The organism is Thiocystis violacea (genome assembly GCF_016583575.1).
GTDB classification, from domain to species: domain Bacteria; phylum Pseudomonadota; class Gammaproteobacteria; order Chromatiales; family Chromatiaceae; genus Thiocystis; species Thiocystis violacea.
In genome coordinates this window covers 1-16,437 of the sequence record NZ_NRRG01000011.1, presented here as the reverse complement: position 1 = coordinate 16,437, position 16,437 = coordinate 1, and the positions used below count along the sequence as shown (strand labels likewise).

General features: G+C 63.7%; 11 protein-coding genes and 1 tRNA gene. 3 read left to right on the top strand and 9 right to left on the bottom strand.

Features of this window, described 5'->3' with window-relative positions; genetic code table 11:
* Window positions 1–13: 13 nt before the first annotated feature.
* Complete coding sequence (locus CKO27_RS07510; protein ID WP_200374261.1) at window positions 14–2,122, bottom strand: class I SAM-dependent methyltransferase; 2,109 nt, start codon at window positions 2,120–2,122, stop codon at window positions 14–16.
* Between the two features lie 190 nt (window positions 2,123–2,312).
* On the bottom strand, window positions 2,313–3,587 hold the full coding sequence (locus CKO27_RS07505; protein ID WP_338115935.1) for a cyclic di-GMP phosphodiesterase: 1,275 nt from the start codon (window positions 3,585–3,587) through the stop codon (window positions 2,313–2,315).
* Window positions 3,588–3,879: 292 nt separating this feature from the next.
* On the opposite strand from CKO27_RS07505, the gene ileS reads away from it, so the two are divergent.
* Entirely contained in the window at window positions 3,880–6,711 is a 2,832-nt protein-coding gene (gene ileS, locus CKO27_RS07500) for an isoleucine--tRNA ligase (RefSeq protein ID WP_200374259.1), read from the top strand.
* Between the two features lie 166 nt (window positions 6,712–6,877).
* Here the strand turns inward: ileS and CKO27_RS07495 are convergent, their stop codons facing one another.
* The 4 genes from CKO27_RS07495 to CKO27_RS07480 form a co-directional block, all read right to left on the bottom strand.
* Complete coding sequence (locus CKO27_RS07495; protein WP_200374258.1) at window positions 6,878–7,699, bottom strand: HAD-IIA family hydrolase; 822 nt, start codon at window positions 7,697–7,699, stop codon at window positions 6,878–6,880.
* A gap of 21 nt (window positions 7,700–7,720) precedes the next feature.
* Entirely contained in the window at window positions 7,721–8,299 is a 579-nt protein-coding gene (locus tag CKO27_RS07490) for a DUF3501 family protein (protein WP_200374257.1), read from the bottom strand.
* Window positions 8,300–8,347: 48 nt separating this feature from the next.
* Window positions 8,348–9,691 (bottom strand): heterodisulfide reductase-related iron-sulfur binding cluster, encoded by a 1,344-nt coding sequence (locus CKO27_RS07485; protein WP_420825820.1) that lies wholly within the window; start codon window positions 9,689–9,691, stop codon window positions 8,348–8,350.
* A gap of 183 nt (window positions 9,692–9,874) precedes the next feature.
* Window positions 9,875–10,423 carry a glutathione peroxidase gene (locus tag CKO27_RS07480; RefSeq protein ID WP_200374256.1) on the bottom strand — a complete coding sequence of 183 codons (549 nt, stop codon included), beginning with the start codon at window positions 10,421–10,423 and terminating at the stop codon, window positions 9,875–9,877.
* A 153-nt stretch (window positions 10,424–10,576) separates the two neighbouring features.
* Here CKO27_RS07480 and CKO27_RS07475 point away from each other — a divergent pair, with 153 nt between their 5' ends.
* A complete protein-coding gene (locus CKO27_RS07475) occupies window positions 10,577–11,320 on the top strand; it encodes a ferredoxin--NADP reductase (protein ID WP_200374255.1) in 744 nt (247 codons plus the stop codon).
* A gap of 42 nt (window positions 11,321–11,362) precedes the next feature.
* Window positions 11,363–12,658, top strand: a complete 1,296-nt coding sequence (locus CKO27_RS07470) for a protoporphyrinogen/coproporphyrinogen oxidase (protein WP_200374254.1) — start codon at window positions 11,363–11,365, stop codon at window positions 12,656–12,658.
* A gap of 993 nt (window positions 12,659–13,651) precedes the next feature.
* Here the strand turns inward: CKO27_RS07470 and CKO27_RS07465 are convergent.
* From CKO27_RS07465 to uvrC, 3 genes are all read right to left on the bottom strand, one after another.
* Window positions 13,652–13,726: transfer RNA gene (locus tag CKO27_RS07465), tRNA-Gly, on the bottom strand.
* 48 nt (window positions 13,727–13,774) lie between these two features.
* Window positions 13,775–14,341, bottom strand: a complete 567-nt coding sequence (pgsA, locus tag CKO27_RS07460) for a CDP-diacylglycerol--glycerol-3-phosphate 3-phosphatidyltransferase (RefSeq protein WP_200374253.1) — start codon at window positions 14,339–14,341, stop codon at window positions 13,775–13,777.
* A 4-nt stretch (window positions 14,342–14,345) separates the two neighbouring features.
* Complete coding sequence (gene uvrC / locus CKO27_RS07455; RefSeq protein WP_200374252.1) at window positions 14,346–16,169, bottom strand: excinuclease ABC subunit UvrC; 1,824 nt, start codon at window positions 16,167–16,169, stop codon at window positions 14,346–14,348.
* Window positions 16,170–16,437: the final 268 nt, after the last annotated feature.

Sequence of the window (16,437 nt, the reverse complement as noted above, 5' to 3'; positions counted from 1 at the left end):
CAACCGACCGCGATCAGTTCCCATCCGCGCCATGGGAAAAGGTCATCACATAGCGCTGCGGAATGATTTGCTCCGTCGACTCCAGCTTGAATCCGTAAGCCTCCAGTTGAGCCGTGATCAGCTCCTGACGGATATGAGGCCCATGATAGGGCAGCGTATCCTCGGCGACGGGACCGTTATCCACGATCACGAAACGCCCACCCGGTTTAAGCGCCTTGATGATACTGGCGATCATACCGTCACGCTCGGCCTGGGAGGATACCGCGTACAGAATGTGGTACAGCGAACACATGAACACCATGTCGGCCGTTCCGGGCTCCGGAATCTCGAAGCCATCCGTGGCCGAAACCGTGGCGACCAGATTATCGACGCCCCATTTCGCGGTGAGTTCCTTGATGTATTCGATATGCGAATCCTTGGTGTCCATGGCATGCACGGTACCCGAGGGTCCGACACGCTCGGCGAATTTGAAACTGAAATAGCCGGGACCGCTCCCCAAGTCGACCACCCGATCACCGGGCTTCAGCGGCAGACGTTCCATGATCCGTGACGATTGCTCCCAGTTCTCGCGCCGTGGATTGTTGAACAGGATGAAATCCTCAAGCGACTGACGTCTGATGATGCCGATCTCGCGCGTCTTTTCATCCATCGCCTCTTCGGCCGAGAGCTTCGACTTGTCTAGCTTATATTTCCTGGTCACGTAGAACTTGAGATTCGCGAAGTCGTCCTTCGCCAGGTAGGCAAGAAACTCCGCGGCCAATGGATCCTTGGTCAGCGCTTTCTTTTCCTCCTCGGTGCCGGCGATGTATTCGGCGACCCACTGCAAGGCCGTGTATTCGCCGCCAAAGTTCTCATTTGGAATGATCGCTTCGTATAGACGAACCGCCGAACGCGCCACCTCCGGATCCGATTCGGAAATAGCCTTCATCATCAGTTTCGCGGCGGATATCCCGGAGCTGGTGATATCGAAGGAATCGAGGCTCCCGATATGAACGACCGAATTCGAATCGCTCACACGTATCGATGCCGCGCCCTTGGGCGCCGTGAACTGGGGTGGCCTGGGCGATTCCGGCGCGGTCTTACGCAATACGAGAATATAGCGATAAGGCGACAGATCCTCGCTTTTCACCAGCTCGAAGCCATAGTGATACAATTGAGCCTGCGCGAACTCTTTATTCAGGAAGGTATTGTGTAGTGAAACGCCATCATGGTCGCGGTTATCCAGGATGACCAGATAGCCGCCGTTGCGCAGGGTCTTATGCAGGGTCTCCATGAAGGCATCGCGCTCCCTGGGTTGACTCCAGGCATAGAGCACATGATAGAGCGAGGCGATGAACACCAGATCCGTGGGTTCCTTGATCAGGATATCGTCCGCCTTCGAAACCACCGGCCGAATGCCCGCGATCCCATAGCGATCGACGAATGTCCGGAGCTGCTCGACATAGGTCTCCTGGGTATCGGCCGCGTGGACGATGGCCTCCGGACCCAGGGCCTCGGCGATTCGCTGCGAGAAATAGCCAAAGCCCGCGCCCAGATCGATCACCCGATTTACCTCCGGCTTGAGCTCGGCGATGATTCGAACGACCTCATCCGTGGCGTCCCATTGGGTACGCGACGGATTATTGAAGAGGAGCAGGTCATCCAGAAAGGTGACACGCTCGAGATGGAACTCGGGGTCGTCGGGCGTGAAATCGGCGGCCCGATACTTGCGTTGTAAGTACTCCTTCAGATGCTTGCCATCGTCCGCGAGGAAAAAATCGAGGTAGGCTTGCTCCAGTTTCGGTCGCTGACCGGCGTCATCGCCAATCGCGCCGTTCGCTCGAACCCATTGCCTCGCCAGCCACAAGATCGCCGAGCGCCCTCCTCCCACATTCTTGTCGTCCGGGCTCGTCTCGAGCCGGCCGATCGCTTGCGAAACCAGGGCTGGATCCTTCTTGTCCAGACCGTCGAACAGGATCTGGGCGATCTCACGATCGGAATCGGTCGCGGGATTGGGGATGGCGCCGAGCCGAACGATCGAGCGCTTGCCGGGCAATGGAACCTCAAGCGCCTGCTCGGCCGCCGCCAGGGGCTGGGCGATCAGGCCGATCATCATCAGTGACAATAAAAACGGACGCATCATGACAGTGAACCTTCCTCGGAGGGGCCTCGGACCACGCTCGAAGGCGTGGCATCCGGATGTTGGTGCGACGGAGAGGCAAGATGGCGATTCGGCATCCAGGTATCAATCCGAACCTGGCTCGGCGGACGACCTGGCGGAGACTACCAAAAGGGATGCCCTCGCGCGTATTTTTTCCTCGCGCCCTGCCCTGTCATCGACCGCCGCCCCCCTTCGAGGACTGGAAGTAATAACTGAGCTTATCCGAGAGGTTGAGGTACTCCACCTGCTCCGGATTCAGCTCGGAGCGATGCAGGCTCTCGCGGATGCCGATCCCTTCCTCGATCAGGTTCAGGATCAGCGCCTCTTCCGAAGGCACCTCGCGCGAGTAGACCAGAACGTTCGGCTTCAACAGGTCGTCGGAGTTGATGGAGATGACCACGGCGACCCGTTCGTCGATCAATCGAACCACGGTGCCGGGCGGATAAACCCCCAGGTTGGTGATGAATGTCGACAAGACCTTGGGGTCATAGCATTGACGCTCCTTGGAGTACATGCGCGAGACGGCCTGGTGGGGCGAGAGACCATGCTCGGCACCGAGTCCGTTGCAAAGGTTGTCGTAACGGTTGACCACGGTGACGACGCGGGTCAGGAGACCGATGTCCTTGTCGCCCACGCCCTCGGGATAACCACTGCCGTCGAGGTGCTCGTGGTGTTTGGCGATGATCTCGATGACGCCCAGGGGTAAGGAACCGATCTGGCGGGCGATCTCCGCGCCATAACGGGGATGCTGTTCGTAGAATTTCCGCTCGGCGTCCGCGAAAACGCCTTTCTTGAGCAAGATCTGGGTCGGTATCTTCAGGTGCCCCAGGTCATGGAAGAGCGCGCCCATGCCAAGTTGCCTGAGTTGAACCCGGTCCAACTCCAGTTTCCGGCCGAGCACCAGGGACAGCGCCACGACATTGATCGCATGGTGATAGCTGTTCTCGTCCTGATGCTTCAGATTGACCAACTGGACGGTCGTCTCCAGATCCTCGGTCAGCTCCGCGACCATGCTCTCCACCAGCTCGCCCGCCTCCTCCGCCGCCTGCGCCGGAGAGGAGCGCAGATGGGACATGAGCTTGCGCGCGAAGCCCACCTTCTGACCGTAGCACTTGGCGCACTGGTTGAGCCGCGAACGGCGCTCCTTCAACACCCGGATCCGCTGACTCTTCTCTTCCCAGAGGGCGGCGGTCAGATCCTCCTGGACTTGCGTCGAGGACAGGGGCTCCGGCTCCGGCTCGGCCGAGGCGCCACTGAGTGGCGGCCGGTCGCCGCGGTCCAGATCGATCCGCACCTGATCGATGACGAGCTGCCGCAGGGCGTCCAGTTGTTTCTGATTGCGGATCTTGAAGCTGCTGGATAGAAAGGGGTGATTCATCCAGGGCAGATCGAGATGCACGAACATCCCGATGCGCAACTGACTCTTGTCGAGGATCTTTTCGTTCACGTCTTGAACCAGCTCGCCCGATCGGAGGAAGGCGCGAGGGAGGACATGACGCCGCCCCTTGCAACGGCCCCACGGAAACCCCTTTCCCCACCGCGAGCACCAAGCATAGGCCATCCAAAGGATTGAAACAAAACCGCCTCCAGTGTCCCGAGAAGAACCCCATGACCTGGTCGGAATGGGTCCAGGCCCGCCCCCCGCGTCCCACGCGCGGCTTGATTCCGCGCGCGGCCACTTGTAGCTTGCATGACTAAACGCCCCTTGGACTCATCGACGCATCCGGGACCCAATCGAAGTGACTGACTACAAAAACACCCTGAACCTACCCAACACCGGCTTCGCCATGAAGGCCAACCTTGCCCAGCGCGAGCCCGGGATGCTCGAACGCTGGGCGTCCCTGGACGTCCATGCCCGCATTCGCGAGGCGCGCGCCGGGGCCGAGACCTTCATCCTGCACGATGGCCCGCCCTACGCCAATGGCGAGATCCATATCGGTCACGCGGTCAACAAGGTGCTCAAGGACATCATCGTCAAGGCGCGCACCCTGGACGGCCTGGACGCCCCCTACGTCCCCGGCTGGGACTGTCACGGTCTGCCGATCGAGCTTCAGGTCGAGAAGAAGCACGGCAAGCCCGGCCACAAGATCAGCGCCGCCGAGTTCCGCGTCGCCTGCCGCGAGTACGCGGCCAAGCAGGTCGAGCGGCAGCGCGCGGACTTCAAGCGACTCGGCGTCCTCGGCGACTGGGAGCATCCCTATCTCACCATGGACTTCGGCTTCGAGGCCGAGATTATCCGTTCGCTTGGGCGGATCATCGCCAACGGCCATCTGCAAAAGGGCGAGAAGCCGGTCCACTGGTGCATCGACTGCGGCTCCGCGCTCGCCGAGGCCGAGGTCGAATACGCCGACAAGCAATCCATCGCCATCGACGTGCGCTTCCCCGTCGTCGATCCGGAGGCGCTCGGCGAACGCTGTCACGGCACCCCGTCCGGTTGTGGTGAAGGCCCGGTCTCGGTCGTCATCTGGACCACGACACCCTGGACCCTGCCCGCCAACCAGGCCGTGGCGCTCAATGCCGAGCTGGAGTATGTCATCGTCGAGGCCGAGACCGAGCACGGCCAGGAGCGACTGATCGTCGCCGAGGGCCTGCTCAAGGACACCATGGACCGCTGGGACGTCGAACACTATCGGGTGCTGGGCTACGGGCGCGGCATCGATTTCGAGGGCGTCAAACTCAAGCATCCCTTCTATGACCGCGAGGTGCCGGTCATCGTCGGGGAGCATGTCACGCTGGAGGCCGGCACCGGCGCCGTTCACACCGCGCCGGGTCATGGTCTGGAGGACTATATCGTCGGTCAACGCTACGGCCTGCCGGTGGACAACCCGGTCGGCGGCGACGGCCGCTTCCTGCCCGACACCGAGCTGTTCGCGGGCGAGAACGTCTTCCAGGCCAACGAGCATGTCGTCGAGACCCTCAAGGCCAAGGGTGCGCTGCTGCTGGAAACCCGCTTCACCCACAGCTATCCGCACTGCTGGCGGCACAAGACGCCGATCATCTTCCGCGCCACGCCCCAATGGTTCATCAGCATGAATCAAGAGGGTCTGCGCGAGACGGCACTGCGCGAGATCGAGAATGTCCGCTGGATGCCGGATTGGGGTCAGAGCCGTATCGAGGGCATGGTGCGCGGCCGTCCGGATTGGTGCATCTCGCGCCAGCGCACCTGGGGCGTGCCGATCGCGCTCTTCGTCCACAAGGAAACCGCCCAGCTCCATCCGCGCACGGCGGAGCTGATCGAGGTGGTCGCCAAGCGGGTCGAGAAGCACGGCATCGAGGCCTGGTTCGAGCTGCATCCGCGCGACCTCCTGGGCGACGCGGAAGGCGCGCTCTACGACAAGGTCCACGACACCCTGGATGTCTGGTTCGACTCGGGCGTCACCCACGCCTGCGTGCTGGAGCAGCGCGAGGGCCTGCGCGCCCCGGCCGATCTCTATCTGGAAGGCTCCGACCAGCATCGCGGCTGGTTCCAGTCCTCGCTCATGACCTCGGTCGCCATGCACGGCCGCGCGCCCTATCGCCAGGTGCTCACCCACGGCTTCACCGTGGACGCCAAGGGCGAGAAGATGTCCAAGTCCAAGGGCAACGTGGTCGCGCCCCAGGATGTCATGAAGACGCTCGGCGCCGACATCATCCGGCTCTGGGTCGCGGCGACCGACTATCGCACCGAGATGAACGTCAGCGACGAGATCCTCAAGCGCACCGCCGACGCCTACCGGCGCATCCGCAACACCGCGCGCTTCCTGCTCGCCAACCTCAATGGCTTCGATCCCGCCGTCAATCTGGTCGCGCCGGCGGAGATGGTGGAGCTGGACCGCTGGGCGGTGGATCGCGCCTATCGGCTCCAGGAAGAGGTGATCGCCGCCTACGGCGACTACCAGTTCCATCTCATCTATCAGAAGGTCCAGCAGTTCTGCGTGGTGGACATGGGCGGCTTTTACCTGGATGTCATCAAGGACCGTCAGTACACCACCCAGACGGACAGCACGGCACGCCGCTCTTGCCAGAGCGCCATGTATCACATCGTCGAGGCCATGAGTCGCTGGCTCGCGCCCATCCTGAGCTTTACCGCCGACGAGATCTGGCAAGAAATCCCCGGCGAACGGAGCGAGACCATTTTCACCGAGACCTGGTACCAGGGGTTGTTCGCGCTCGACGCCGGCGATCCGCTGGACCGCGACTTCTGGGACCGGATGATCGCCACCCGGCTCGCCATTGGACCGGCGCTGGAAACCGCGCGCAAGGCCGGCCAGATCGGCTCCTCGCTGGACGCCGAGCTGGACCTCTATGGCGCGCCGGAGCCTCTGGAGCGACTCGCCCGGCTCGGGGACGAACTGCGCTTTGTCCTCATCGTCTCCGAGGTCCGACTCCATCCGCTAGCCGACCTTCCGGAGGACGCCGTCGCGAGCGAACAGGAGGGACTGGCGGTCCGGGTCTCGGCATCCGAGCACGTCAAATGCGTGCGCTGCTGGCATCACCGACCGGACGTCGGAACCCACCCCGAGCATCCCGAACTATGCGGACGCTGCGCCGAGAACGTCGCCGGAACCGGTGAAACACGGCGGTTTTCGTAGGATGGGTAGAATGGCCACGACATGCAGCCGAAGTTCGGCACGGACGCCGACTGGCCGTGAAACCCATCGACCCCCGCGCCAAGATTCGACGAAAACGCCCCCGTGCAACCGGGGCGTTTTTCGTGGCGCGGTTCCGATAGGACGGCGCGGGGGTCGCAAGCCCCGATCAGGCTTCCGGGATCCAGCCTGGAAAGGCATCCGACCAGTGGGCCAGCAGCTCATCCAGGCTGGTCACGTCGAAATCCGGTGGCGGGATATCGTCCGGCAACGGTCGTCCCGGCGGGTGGCGGCCCGAGCGTACCAGCGCGGTCCAGAGGCCGAGGCGTTCCGCGCCGGCGATGTCGGTGTCCATCCGATCTCCGATCATGATGCCATCGGAGGCGGCCTGGCCCAGGCGTTCCAGCGCCATCTCATAGAGCATCGGCTCGGGCTTGCCGATGATGGTCGGGGTCACGCCGGTCGCGGCGGCGAAGGGCGCGACCAGCGCGCCACCACCGGGCAGCACCAGATGACGACCATCCCGCATCGCGTCGACCGTTGGGTCCGGATTGGTGCCGACCAGCCGCGCGCCGCGTCCGAGGATCAGGTTGATCCCGATGGTGAGCTGCTCGTAATCCAGGCCGACGCCCTCGCCCACCACCACGAAATCGGCCCGCTCGCTATCGGGTTCACCCACCACGCGCAGCGCCTCGTCCAACCCGGCCGCGCCGACCGCGAAGTAACGGAAACCGGGTCGGATGCCGGCAAGCCAGCGGGCCGTAGCGAGCGCCGAGGTGATGATACGGGCGGGGTCCGGTCGCGGCAGGCCCATGGCCTCCAGGGCATCGGCGACCCGCTCGGGTGGGCGGATCGGATTGTTGGTCACGAAGGCGTGCGGAATCCCGGCGATCCGCCGCAGCAGGCCGAGCGCGCCGGGGAGCGGTTGGTCACCGTGATAGAGCACGCCGTCCATGTCGAGCAGGATGGCGCTTGGGGCCGGACGTCTCACTTGGATGAGGGATGAATGGGGTCAGGCCAGATCGGCGACGAGCGAATCACGGACCTCCGGCGACAACGCGACCCAGAGGCCATGGTCCGGGTGATCCGTGCCGCATTCGATAGCTGCGCCTGCCTTGACCTCGGCGACCATGGGGGTCGTCAGCTCGAAACGCAGGAAATGAACCGCCGAGGTCTTGGTCTCGTCCGCGCGCTCCATGTCCTCGTCGGCGATCGCGAAGACCTTGTCGTAGCCCTCGACGCGAACCCAGACCGCGTCCTCGATCCCGCGCAGTCGCGCCAGCGCCTCGCGCCGCTCTTGCGGATCCTCGTACTCAAGCATGAAGGTCGCCTTCCAATTGGTGCCGTCGGGGATGAGCGGATTGTAGGCGGCCAGTTCGTCCTCGATACCCTCAGGCTCGAAGATCCGCTCGACCCGCAGCATCTCCTGGATCTGATACTGGACGGTCAGACGATCCTCGAAATAGAGCGTGGCATGCGCCCCGAGCGGAACCCGGCGGTGCTGCTTGTGCGCCATCACCCCGGCTCGAAAATCGGCGCGCGCCCGTGCGTAGGCTTCCAGACTGTAGAGGTCGTTGGCTATGAGTGACATGCTCGTCTCCGGTGCTGTCCCGCGACGCCCAGCGGCGGACGGGGCGCGTCAAAGGCCATAGGCCAGGCGCATCAGGCTCATGGGATGGCGCTGCTCGCCATCGCGACCCAGCGCATGGGCGATATGGGCGCCCGCCATCGGGCAATCGCTGCCGAAATGATCCGGGGCCGCCTTCTCGACCCGCCCCGCGACGGGCTTGACGATCTTCATGGAGGCGGCGTGGAACTCCTTCTTGACCGCGTAGGTTCCATCATGACCCGAGCAGCGCTCGATGATCTCGACCGTCGTCCCAGGCACCAGCGCCAGCACCTCGCGGGTCTTGGAGCCGATATTCTGGACCCGTTGATGACAGGACGCTTGATAGACCACCTGGCCCAGCGGTTGCTTGAAATCCAGGTTCATTCGCCCGTGCCGGTGGCGGAGCATCAGGTATTCGAAGGGGTCATACATGTGCTCCTTGACCAGCCGGACATCGGCGTCCTCGGGGAACATCAGCGGCAGTTCCTGCTTGAACATGAGCACGCAGGAGGGAATCGTCGCGACGATGTCCCAGCCCTCCTCGACCAGACGCTTGAGGACCGGGATGTTCGCCTCCTTGGCCCGGCGCACCGCCTCCAGGTCGCCCAGCTCCAGCTTGGGCATGCCGCAGCACTGCTCCCGCTCGGCCAGGGTGACCGGAAGGCCGTTGTGCTCGAACACCCGGATCAGATCCTGATTGACGCCGGGCTCGTTATGGTTGCCGTAACAGGTCACGAAGAGCGCGACCTTACCGGTGGTCGCTCCGGCGGCCTCGCCCGTCGCAGGGCGGCCGATACGCTCCCGCTCGCGCTGGCGCAGCGACTGGCTCTGATAGGGCGGCAGGCGCGCGTCGCGATGAACCTCAAGCACCACCTCCAGCGCCTTGCGCCCCAGCGGATGGCGGTTCACCGCGTTGACGAGACCATTGACCACCGGGATGCCGGCCAGACGCCCGACCTGATCGGTGCTGGTCAGGATCCGGTCGCGAAACTTGATCTCTCCCTTTTTGAACTTCACCGCCTTCGCCCGCAGCATCAGATGCGGAAAATCGAGATTCCACTCGTGCGGCGGCACATAAGGACATTTGGTCATGTAGCAGAGGTCGCACAGATAGCAGTGGTCGACCACCTTCCAATAGTCGGCCTTGGCGACGCCATCGACTTCCAGGCTCTCCGAGGCGTCGACCAGATCGAACAGCGTCGGAAAGGATTGGCAGAGACTGACGCAGCGACGGCAGCCGTGACAGATGTCGAAGACGCGCTCCAACTCGGCGAAAAGCGCCCGCTCGTCGTAAAAGCCCGGATCCCGCCAGTCGAGCGGATGCCGGGTGGGTGCGTCGAGACTCCCCTCGCGAAGACCTGGCGTCGCCATCATCGTCACTCCCCTATCCAGAAGTCGATCGGCCTCGGGGCCGGTGGCTGGGCTGGACTCTAGGCGTCTCCGGGCGCCGAATATCGGGCCGAAACGTCATCCAGTCATCTCGATCAGGATATCCATCGGCACGACCAGGATCCAATCGCCGGATCGGATGGCGGCCATCGATCCGGCCCATGGAATTCAGAGCAGCTTCTCGATCGCCTTCACCACCTTGCCGCTCTCGGGCGTGGTGATGCTGGTGTAATAATCGACCAGATTCCCGTTGCGATCGATCAGGTATTTGTAGAAATTCCATTTCGGATAAGGCGCTCCAGCGGCGGCCAGCCGATCGAACAGGGGCGCGGCCTTACCCTTCTTGACGCCGACCTTCTCGAACATGGGAAATTCGACCGAGTAGGTCAGGCGGCAAAAGCTCTGGATCTCCTGCTCGCTGGCCGGTTCCTGATTGGCGAAATCGTTCGAGGGAAAGCCAAGGACGACCAGCCCCCGCTCCCGGTACTTGCCGTAGAGACGCTCGAGTCCTTCGTACTGGGGGGTGAAACCGCATTTACTGGCGGTGTTGACCACAAGGATGACCTGGCCCTGATAGAGGTCGCAGAGATTGACGACCTCGTCGCCGGCGAGCCGCCGGACATCGAGGTCGAGCAGCGAGGAGCAGGTCTTGGCGTCGCCGGCGGTCGCGGTCGCGCTCATCGCGGCCAGACCCAGCAGCAGCAGGGAAGATTTCATGCGTGACTCCCGTTTCCCGGTTAGGACAGATACCCAAAACTAGGTAGAGCAGCCGGCGCGGGATTGCAATACCTTCGGCCGCACCGATCATTCGAGGACAATGCCTTTCCGCCATGACGGAAACCCTCATTCAACAGGCACGCAGGAACGGACATGAACGATTGGATAAAAGCGAAAATCGTGGGTAAGCATCAATGGGCCGAGGGCCTGCACAGTCTGCAATTCGAGGCGCCGATCGCCGATTTCGTCGCGGGCCAGTACATCAAGGTCGCGCTGGATATCGAGGGGGAGCGCGTCGGCCGTCCCTACTCGCTCGTCAACGCGCCTCAGGACCGACCGCTGGAGATCTATTTCAACGAGGTTCCGGAAGGTCCGCTGACACCCCCGCTGTCCGCCCTGAATCCAGGCGACGAGGTCTGGCTGACCTCCACCGCCAGCGGCATCTTCACCCTGGAGACGGTCGAGCCCGCCGATAACCTCTGGATGCTCGGCACCGGCACCGGGCTGGGCGTCTATCTCTCCATCCTGCGCTCGCCCGATCCCTGGGAGCGCTTCAATCGGGTGGTGCTGGTCCATGGCGTGCGCCAGGGAGCGGATCTGGCCTACGCCGAGACCCTGAAAGAGATCGCCAGCCGCCATGGCGACCGCTTCCTGTTCATACCGGCCGTCAGCCGCGAGACCCGCGAAGGCGCGCTCGCCGGGCGCATCACCGACCTGCTGACCGACGGCCAGCTCGAGACCAGGGCGGGACTCCGCATCGACCCCGCCACCAGCCATGTGATGCTGTGCGGCAACTCGGCCATGATCAAGGATGCCAAGGTCATCCTGGAGGAACGCGGACTGGCGCGTCACCGCCGCCACGCGCCCGGCCAATACACCACCGAGCAATACCACTGACCCCCATCCGTCGCGCCCCCCGGCGCGAGCGGAGGTGAGCGCATGAGCACAGACGTCATCGTCATCGGCGCCGGCCTCTCCGGACTGGCCTGTGCCCTCACCCTTCGGGACAGCGGTCTCGAACCGCTGGTCCTGGAGGCCTCGGACGTGGTCGGTGGGCGTCTGCGCACCGATCGCCGCGAGGGCTTTCGACTGGATCGTGGCTTCCAGGTACTCCAGACCTGGTACCCGGAAGCCCGGCGCTTTCTCGACTACGAGCGCCTGGATCTGCGCCCCTTCTATCCCGGCGCCCTGATTCGCACCCAGGGCCGCCTGCACCGCGTGAGCGACATCTGGCGTCGACCGCTACGACTGCCCGAGATGCTGGGCTCGCCGATCGGCACCCTGACCGACAAGCTCCGGCTGCTCGGACTCAGACGCCGCTGTCTCAAGGGCGATCTGGAGTCGCTCTATGGCCGACCGGAACAAACCGCCCTGGAGCGGCTTCGCGCGCTGGGCTTCTCCGAGCGCATGATCGAGCGCTTCTTCAAACCCTTCTTCAGTGGCGTCTTCTTCGATCCCGATCTCGCCGTCTCGTCGCGGACCTTCGAATTCGTCTTCCGCGCCTTCGCCCTGGGCGACACCGCCTTGCCGGCGCTGGGCATGGGCGAGATCCCGGCGCAACTCGCCGCGCGACTCCCCCAGGAGCGGGTTCGTGTCGGCTGCCGCGTCGCCCGGGTCCAGGAACGGGAGGTCATCACCCAGAGCGGAGAGCGACTGAACGCCCGCGCCATCGTCATCGCCACCGAGGGCCGCGAGACCGCCCGTCTGCTCGGCGAACCACAGCCTAGCGCGTCCGCCAGCCGAGGCACCACCTGTCTCTATTTCGGCGCCCGCCAACCGCCCATCGCCGGACCCTTCCTGATCCTCAACGGCGAGGGGCGAGGCTACATCAACAGTCTGCTGTGCCCGAGCAATCTCTCCAACCACTATGCCCCGCCCGGATACAGCCTCATCGCGGTCAATATCCAGGGCGCGGACCACAACCCGGACGCCCTGGAGACCCATGTCCGGGGCGAACTCAAAGGCTGGCTCGGCCATCAGGTACGCGAGTGGCGGCGGCTGGCCGTCTATCGGATCCCGCACGCCCTCCCCGCCCAGGGACCGCCGGTGTTCTACCCCGGCAATCGGGAGTTACGCCGCTCCCACTGGCTATGGACCTGCGGCGAATACCGGACCGCCCCATCGATCCAATGGGCGCTCCACTCCGGCCGCCGCGCCGGGGTCGAGATCGCCCAGAGCCTGTTCGGCAAACCCGTCGCGCACACCCTGGGCAACCCGCATCCGGTGATCGAATGAACGGACCATCGCCTTCTAGGTAGAGTCGGACTTTCCCGCGGCCGATTGGCGGCAGGTTCCGACGCAATGGGGGCATCAGCCTTGAGGATCCGCGCCGATGAGCCACTTCCGACCGATCGACCGCGACATCGGCTTCCTGCGGCCACCCTCGGTGCAAGAGTGGTTGCCGGAGATGCATTTGGCGCGCTACGTCGCCGATGTGGTGTAAGGGCTGGACCTGAGCGAGTTGGAGCGCACCTGCTAGCTGAGATCCAGACCGCTATTCCAGCAAGGATGCCGGTCAAGACCTCGGCCGCATTGAAGGCCGCTTCTTCCAGGGTCGCACCCTCGGTAAACGCCTCCTCAAGGTCGACGAACTGGATGAAAAACCGCCGCCCTCTTGAGGTTCGGCGGTGTAGGGATAGGTCAATTTCATTTCAGCTTAACCCCACTCTGACGCTGGTTTGAGCGCAGGCCGGAATGAAAGGCGGTCAAGATCAGCGCGACCAAGCGCCCCCATCGGCGATCGAGCACACGCGCCCCCCTCGGGACGCGGATAGCGATCGGGATCAACGGGTTCGGGGGCCTTCCCCAAACCCTTGGCGGGCGGGACATGGCCACGCGGGAGTAGGCACCGGGCGAACTTGCAGAGGCTTTGCCGTTGGCTGACGTAACGATTGAGGGTGAAGCCGGCGAGCGGCGTGCCCACGGGATGGTTTCGGCGCCCCGTCACGGCTTGAGACGGCCACGCTCGACGAGTCGAGCCAAGGCGGCGTCGACGTGATCGGGGGTGATGTTGGCCGGATCATGAGGGCCTAGGGCCTCCGACCAAAACGCAAACCGGGCCAAGGTGGCCCGGTCGAATTCGCGTGACGCCACGAAGGCGTCGATGGTGTCATCGAATGTTGGTATGCAGGGCTCCGTGGGTGCGAAACGATCAGAACCGTGAAAGACGGTTTTCTATTCGCCGTGACAACGCACAACCGGAGTAAAATCAACACCCTACAAAAGATTTGGAGCGGGAAACGAGGCTCGAACTCGCGACCCCAACCTTGGCAAGGTTGTGCTCTACCACTGAGCTATTCCCGCTAAGAGCCGCCTATTATAGGGCCGTTCAGTCGGCCGTCAAGCATCCTTTTAATTTTTTTTCGCCTCGCTGGAAAGACTGGGCCAGGCGGCGATCAGGTATACCAGCATCGACCAGAGGGTGAGGGTCGCGGCGACATAGACCAGGGCGATGCCGATGTCGTAGATCCAGGGTCCGAAGATCGAGTTCTTCAGGATCAGTAGCACGATCGAGATCATCTGCGCCGTGGTCTTGATCTTGCCGAGATTGGAGACCGCCACCGCCGCGCGGGCGCCGATCTCGGCCATCCATTCGCGCAGCGCCGAGACGGTGATCTCGCGTCCGATGATGACCATGACCGGCAACGCGAGCAGTACGCGCGGATCCGCCTGCAAGAGCACCACCAGCGCGACCGCCACCATCAGCTTGTCGGCGACCGGATCCAGGAAGGCGCCGAGCGGCGAGGTCTGGTCGAGTTTGCGCGCCAGATAGCCGTCGAGCCAGTCGGTCAGGGCGGCGGCGCCGAAGATGGCGGCGGCGCCATAGGGCGCCCAGGGGCTGTCGATATAGAAGACGACCACGAAAACCGGGATCAGCACGATGCGCAGCATCGTCAGAATGTTCGGCAAGTTCCACATCGGTTCAGGATTCCGGGACGTCTCGATGAAAGGCCTCATGAATTTGCTGGGCCAATTGCCGGCCGATACCTTCGACCCCGGCGATCTCCTCGACCCCCGCGCGCGCCAGACCCCGCAACCCCCCGAGTTGCTTCAGGAGGCGCTGACGGCGCTTGGGACCAATTCCGCTGATCTCTTCCAGCACGGACGTCGTTCGGGCCTTGGCACGACGCTGGCGATGGCCGGTGATGGCAAAGCGGTGGGCTTCGTCGCGGATCTGCTCGATCAGATGCATGGCCGGCGAATCGCCCGGCAGTATAACGGGCGCCTCCTGACCCAACAACCAAAGCTGTTCGGTCCCCGGCCGGCGATCCGGCCCCTTGGATACGCCCACCAGCCGCGGGCCACCGATCCCAAGCTCGCGCAACGCCTCGGCCGCGGCACCGAGTTGACCACGGCCGCCATCGATGAAGAGCAGGTCCGGAATCGGATACTCGCCCTGCTTGACCCGCGTGTAACGGCGTGTCAGGGCCTGGTGCATCGCGGCATAGTCGTCACCGGTGGTGATGCCCTCGATATTGAACCGTCGGTAATCGGGCTTGCGCGGTCCCTCCCCATCGAACACCACGCAGGAGGCGACCGTGCGCTCGCCCCCGGTGTGGCTGATGTCGAAGCACTCCAGGCGTCCCGGCGCCTCATCCAGATCCAGCGCGTCTCGCAGCTCATTCAGGCGACGCGCGTATCCGGCCTGACTCCCCAGGCGCGATTTGAGCGCGAACTGGGCATTGTCGCGCGCCATCTCCAGCCAGCGGGCGCGTTCGGCGCGGACGCGGACGCGGATCCGCACCCGCCGTCCCGCGCGCTCGCCGAGGGCCTCCTGCAATAAGTCGACGTCCTCGGGCTCCCGGCTCAGGATGAGTTCGGGAGGAATTTCCTTGTCGGCGTAGAACTGGGTCAGAAAGGCCGCCAGCAGGGTCGGCTCGTCCGTATCGGCCGGCGCTTGCGGGAAGAAGCCCTTGTTGCCGAGATTGCGCCCGCCGCGGATGAAGAAGACCTGCACGCAGTTCATCCCGGCCTCCTGGGCGGCGGCGATGATGTCCAGATCGCCGCCCTCCCCGTTCACATACTGTCGCTCCTGGATCTGGCGCAAGGTCGCGATCTGGTCGCGCAGCACCGCCGCGCGCTCGAACTCCAGCGCCGCCGAGGCCCTTTCCATGGCGGCGACCAGTTCGTCGACCACCTCGTCCGAGCGGCCACTCAGGAACTTGATACTGTGCGCGACGTCCTGCGCGTACTGCTCGGGGCTGACCAAGCCGACGCAGGGACCGTCGCACCGCTTGATCTGATACTGAAGACAGGGACGGGAGCGATTGCGGAAAAAGCTGTCCTCGCACTGGCGCACCGGAAAGAGTTTCTGCAGCAATCGCAGCGTCTCGCGCACCGCCCAGCCGCTCGGATAGGGACCGAAGAGACGCCCTTCCGTCTTGCGCGAGCCGCGATAGAAGGCGAGCCGGGGAAAGGCGTCCTGGGTGGTGAGACGGATGTAGGGATAACTCTTGTCGTCGCGCAGCAGCACGTTGAAGCGTGGCTGTAGCGCCTTGATGAGATTGCTCTCCAGCAGCAGCGCCTCGCCCTCCGTGCGCGTGACGGTCACCTCGATGTCCGCGATCTGGCTCACCATGAGCTGGAGGCGGCTGTTGAGCGAGCGGCCGAAGTAGCTGGCGACCCGGCGTCTGAGGCGCTTGGCCTTGCCGACATAGAGCACGCCCCCCGTCGCGTCCAGCATGCGGTAGACACCCGGATCCTGGGGGATGTCCTTCAAGAGTCGACGAGGATCGACCTCGTTCATCGAAATCTCCAGGTTGCCCCCTTCAGGGGAGTAAGGCCGCACGGGAGAGGCGTAAGGCGATTTCCGGGAAAGTCCGTACCCGACCGAAGGCTCCGGAATTGGACAGGATTAACAGGATTCTTCAAGATTTACAGGATTAAACCTGGTTCCGTGAACTGAATGAACCGTCTTCCAAGAATTCCCGTTACATAACAAGAGGATGGAGGTAAAATACGCCCATTCTAGGGCTCACCCGGCAGGTGACAAGTTGCGACGTTTCATCATCACG

What these genes read in the sequence shown, in the direction of transcription:
- CKO27_RS07475 (WP_200374255.1), top strand. Translation starts at nt 10,577, where the DNA reads ATGAACGATTGGATAAAAGCGAAAATCGTGGGTAAGCATCAATGGGCC.
- CKO27_RS07510 (WP_200374261.1), bottom strand. Translation starts at nt 2,122, where the DNA reads ATGATGCGTCCGTTTTTATTGTCACTGATGATGATCGGCCTGATCGCC.
- uvrC (WP_200374252.1), bottom strand. Translation starts at nt 16,169, where the DNA reads ATGAACGAGGTCGATCCTCGTCGACTCTTGAAGGACATCCCCCAGGAT.
- CKO27_RS07470 (WP_200374254.1), top strand. Translation starts at nt 11,363, where the DNA reads ATGAGCACAGACGTCATCGTCATCGGCGCCGGCCTCTCCGGACTGGCC.
- CKO27_RS07485 (WP_420825820.1), bottom strand. Translation starts at nt 9,691, where the DNA reads ATGATGGCGACGCCAGGTCTTCGCGAGGGGAGTCTCGACGCACCCACC.
- CKO27_RS07480 (WP_200374256.1), bottom strand. Translation starts at nt 10,423, where the DNA reads ATGAAATCTTCCCTGCTGCTGCTGGGTCTGGCCGCGATGAGCGCGACC.
- pgsA (WP_200374253.1), bottom strand. Translation starts at nt 14,341, where the DNA reads ATGTGGAACTTGCCGAACATTCTGACGATGCTGCGCATCGTGCTGATC.
- CKO27_RS07490 (WP_200374257.1), bottom strand. Translation starts at nt 8,299, where the DNA reads ATGTCACTCATAGCCAACGACCTCTACAGTCTGGAAGCCTACGCACGG.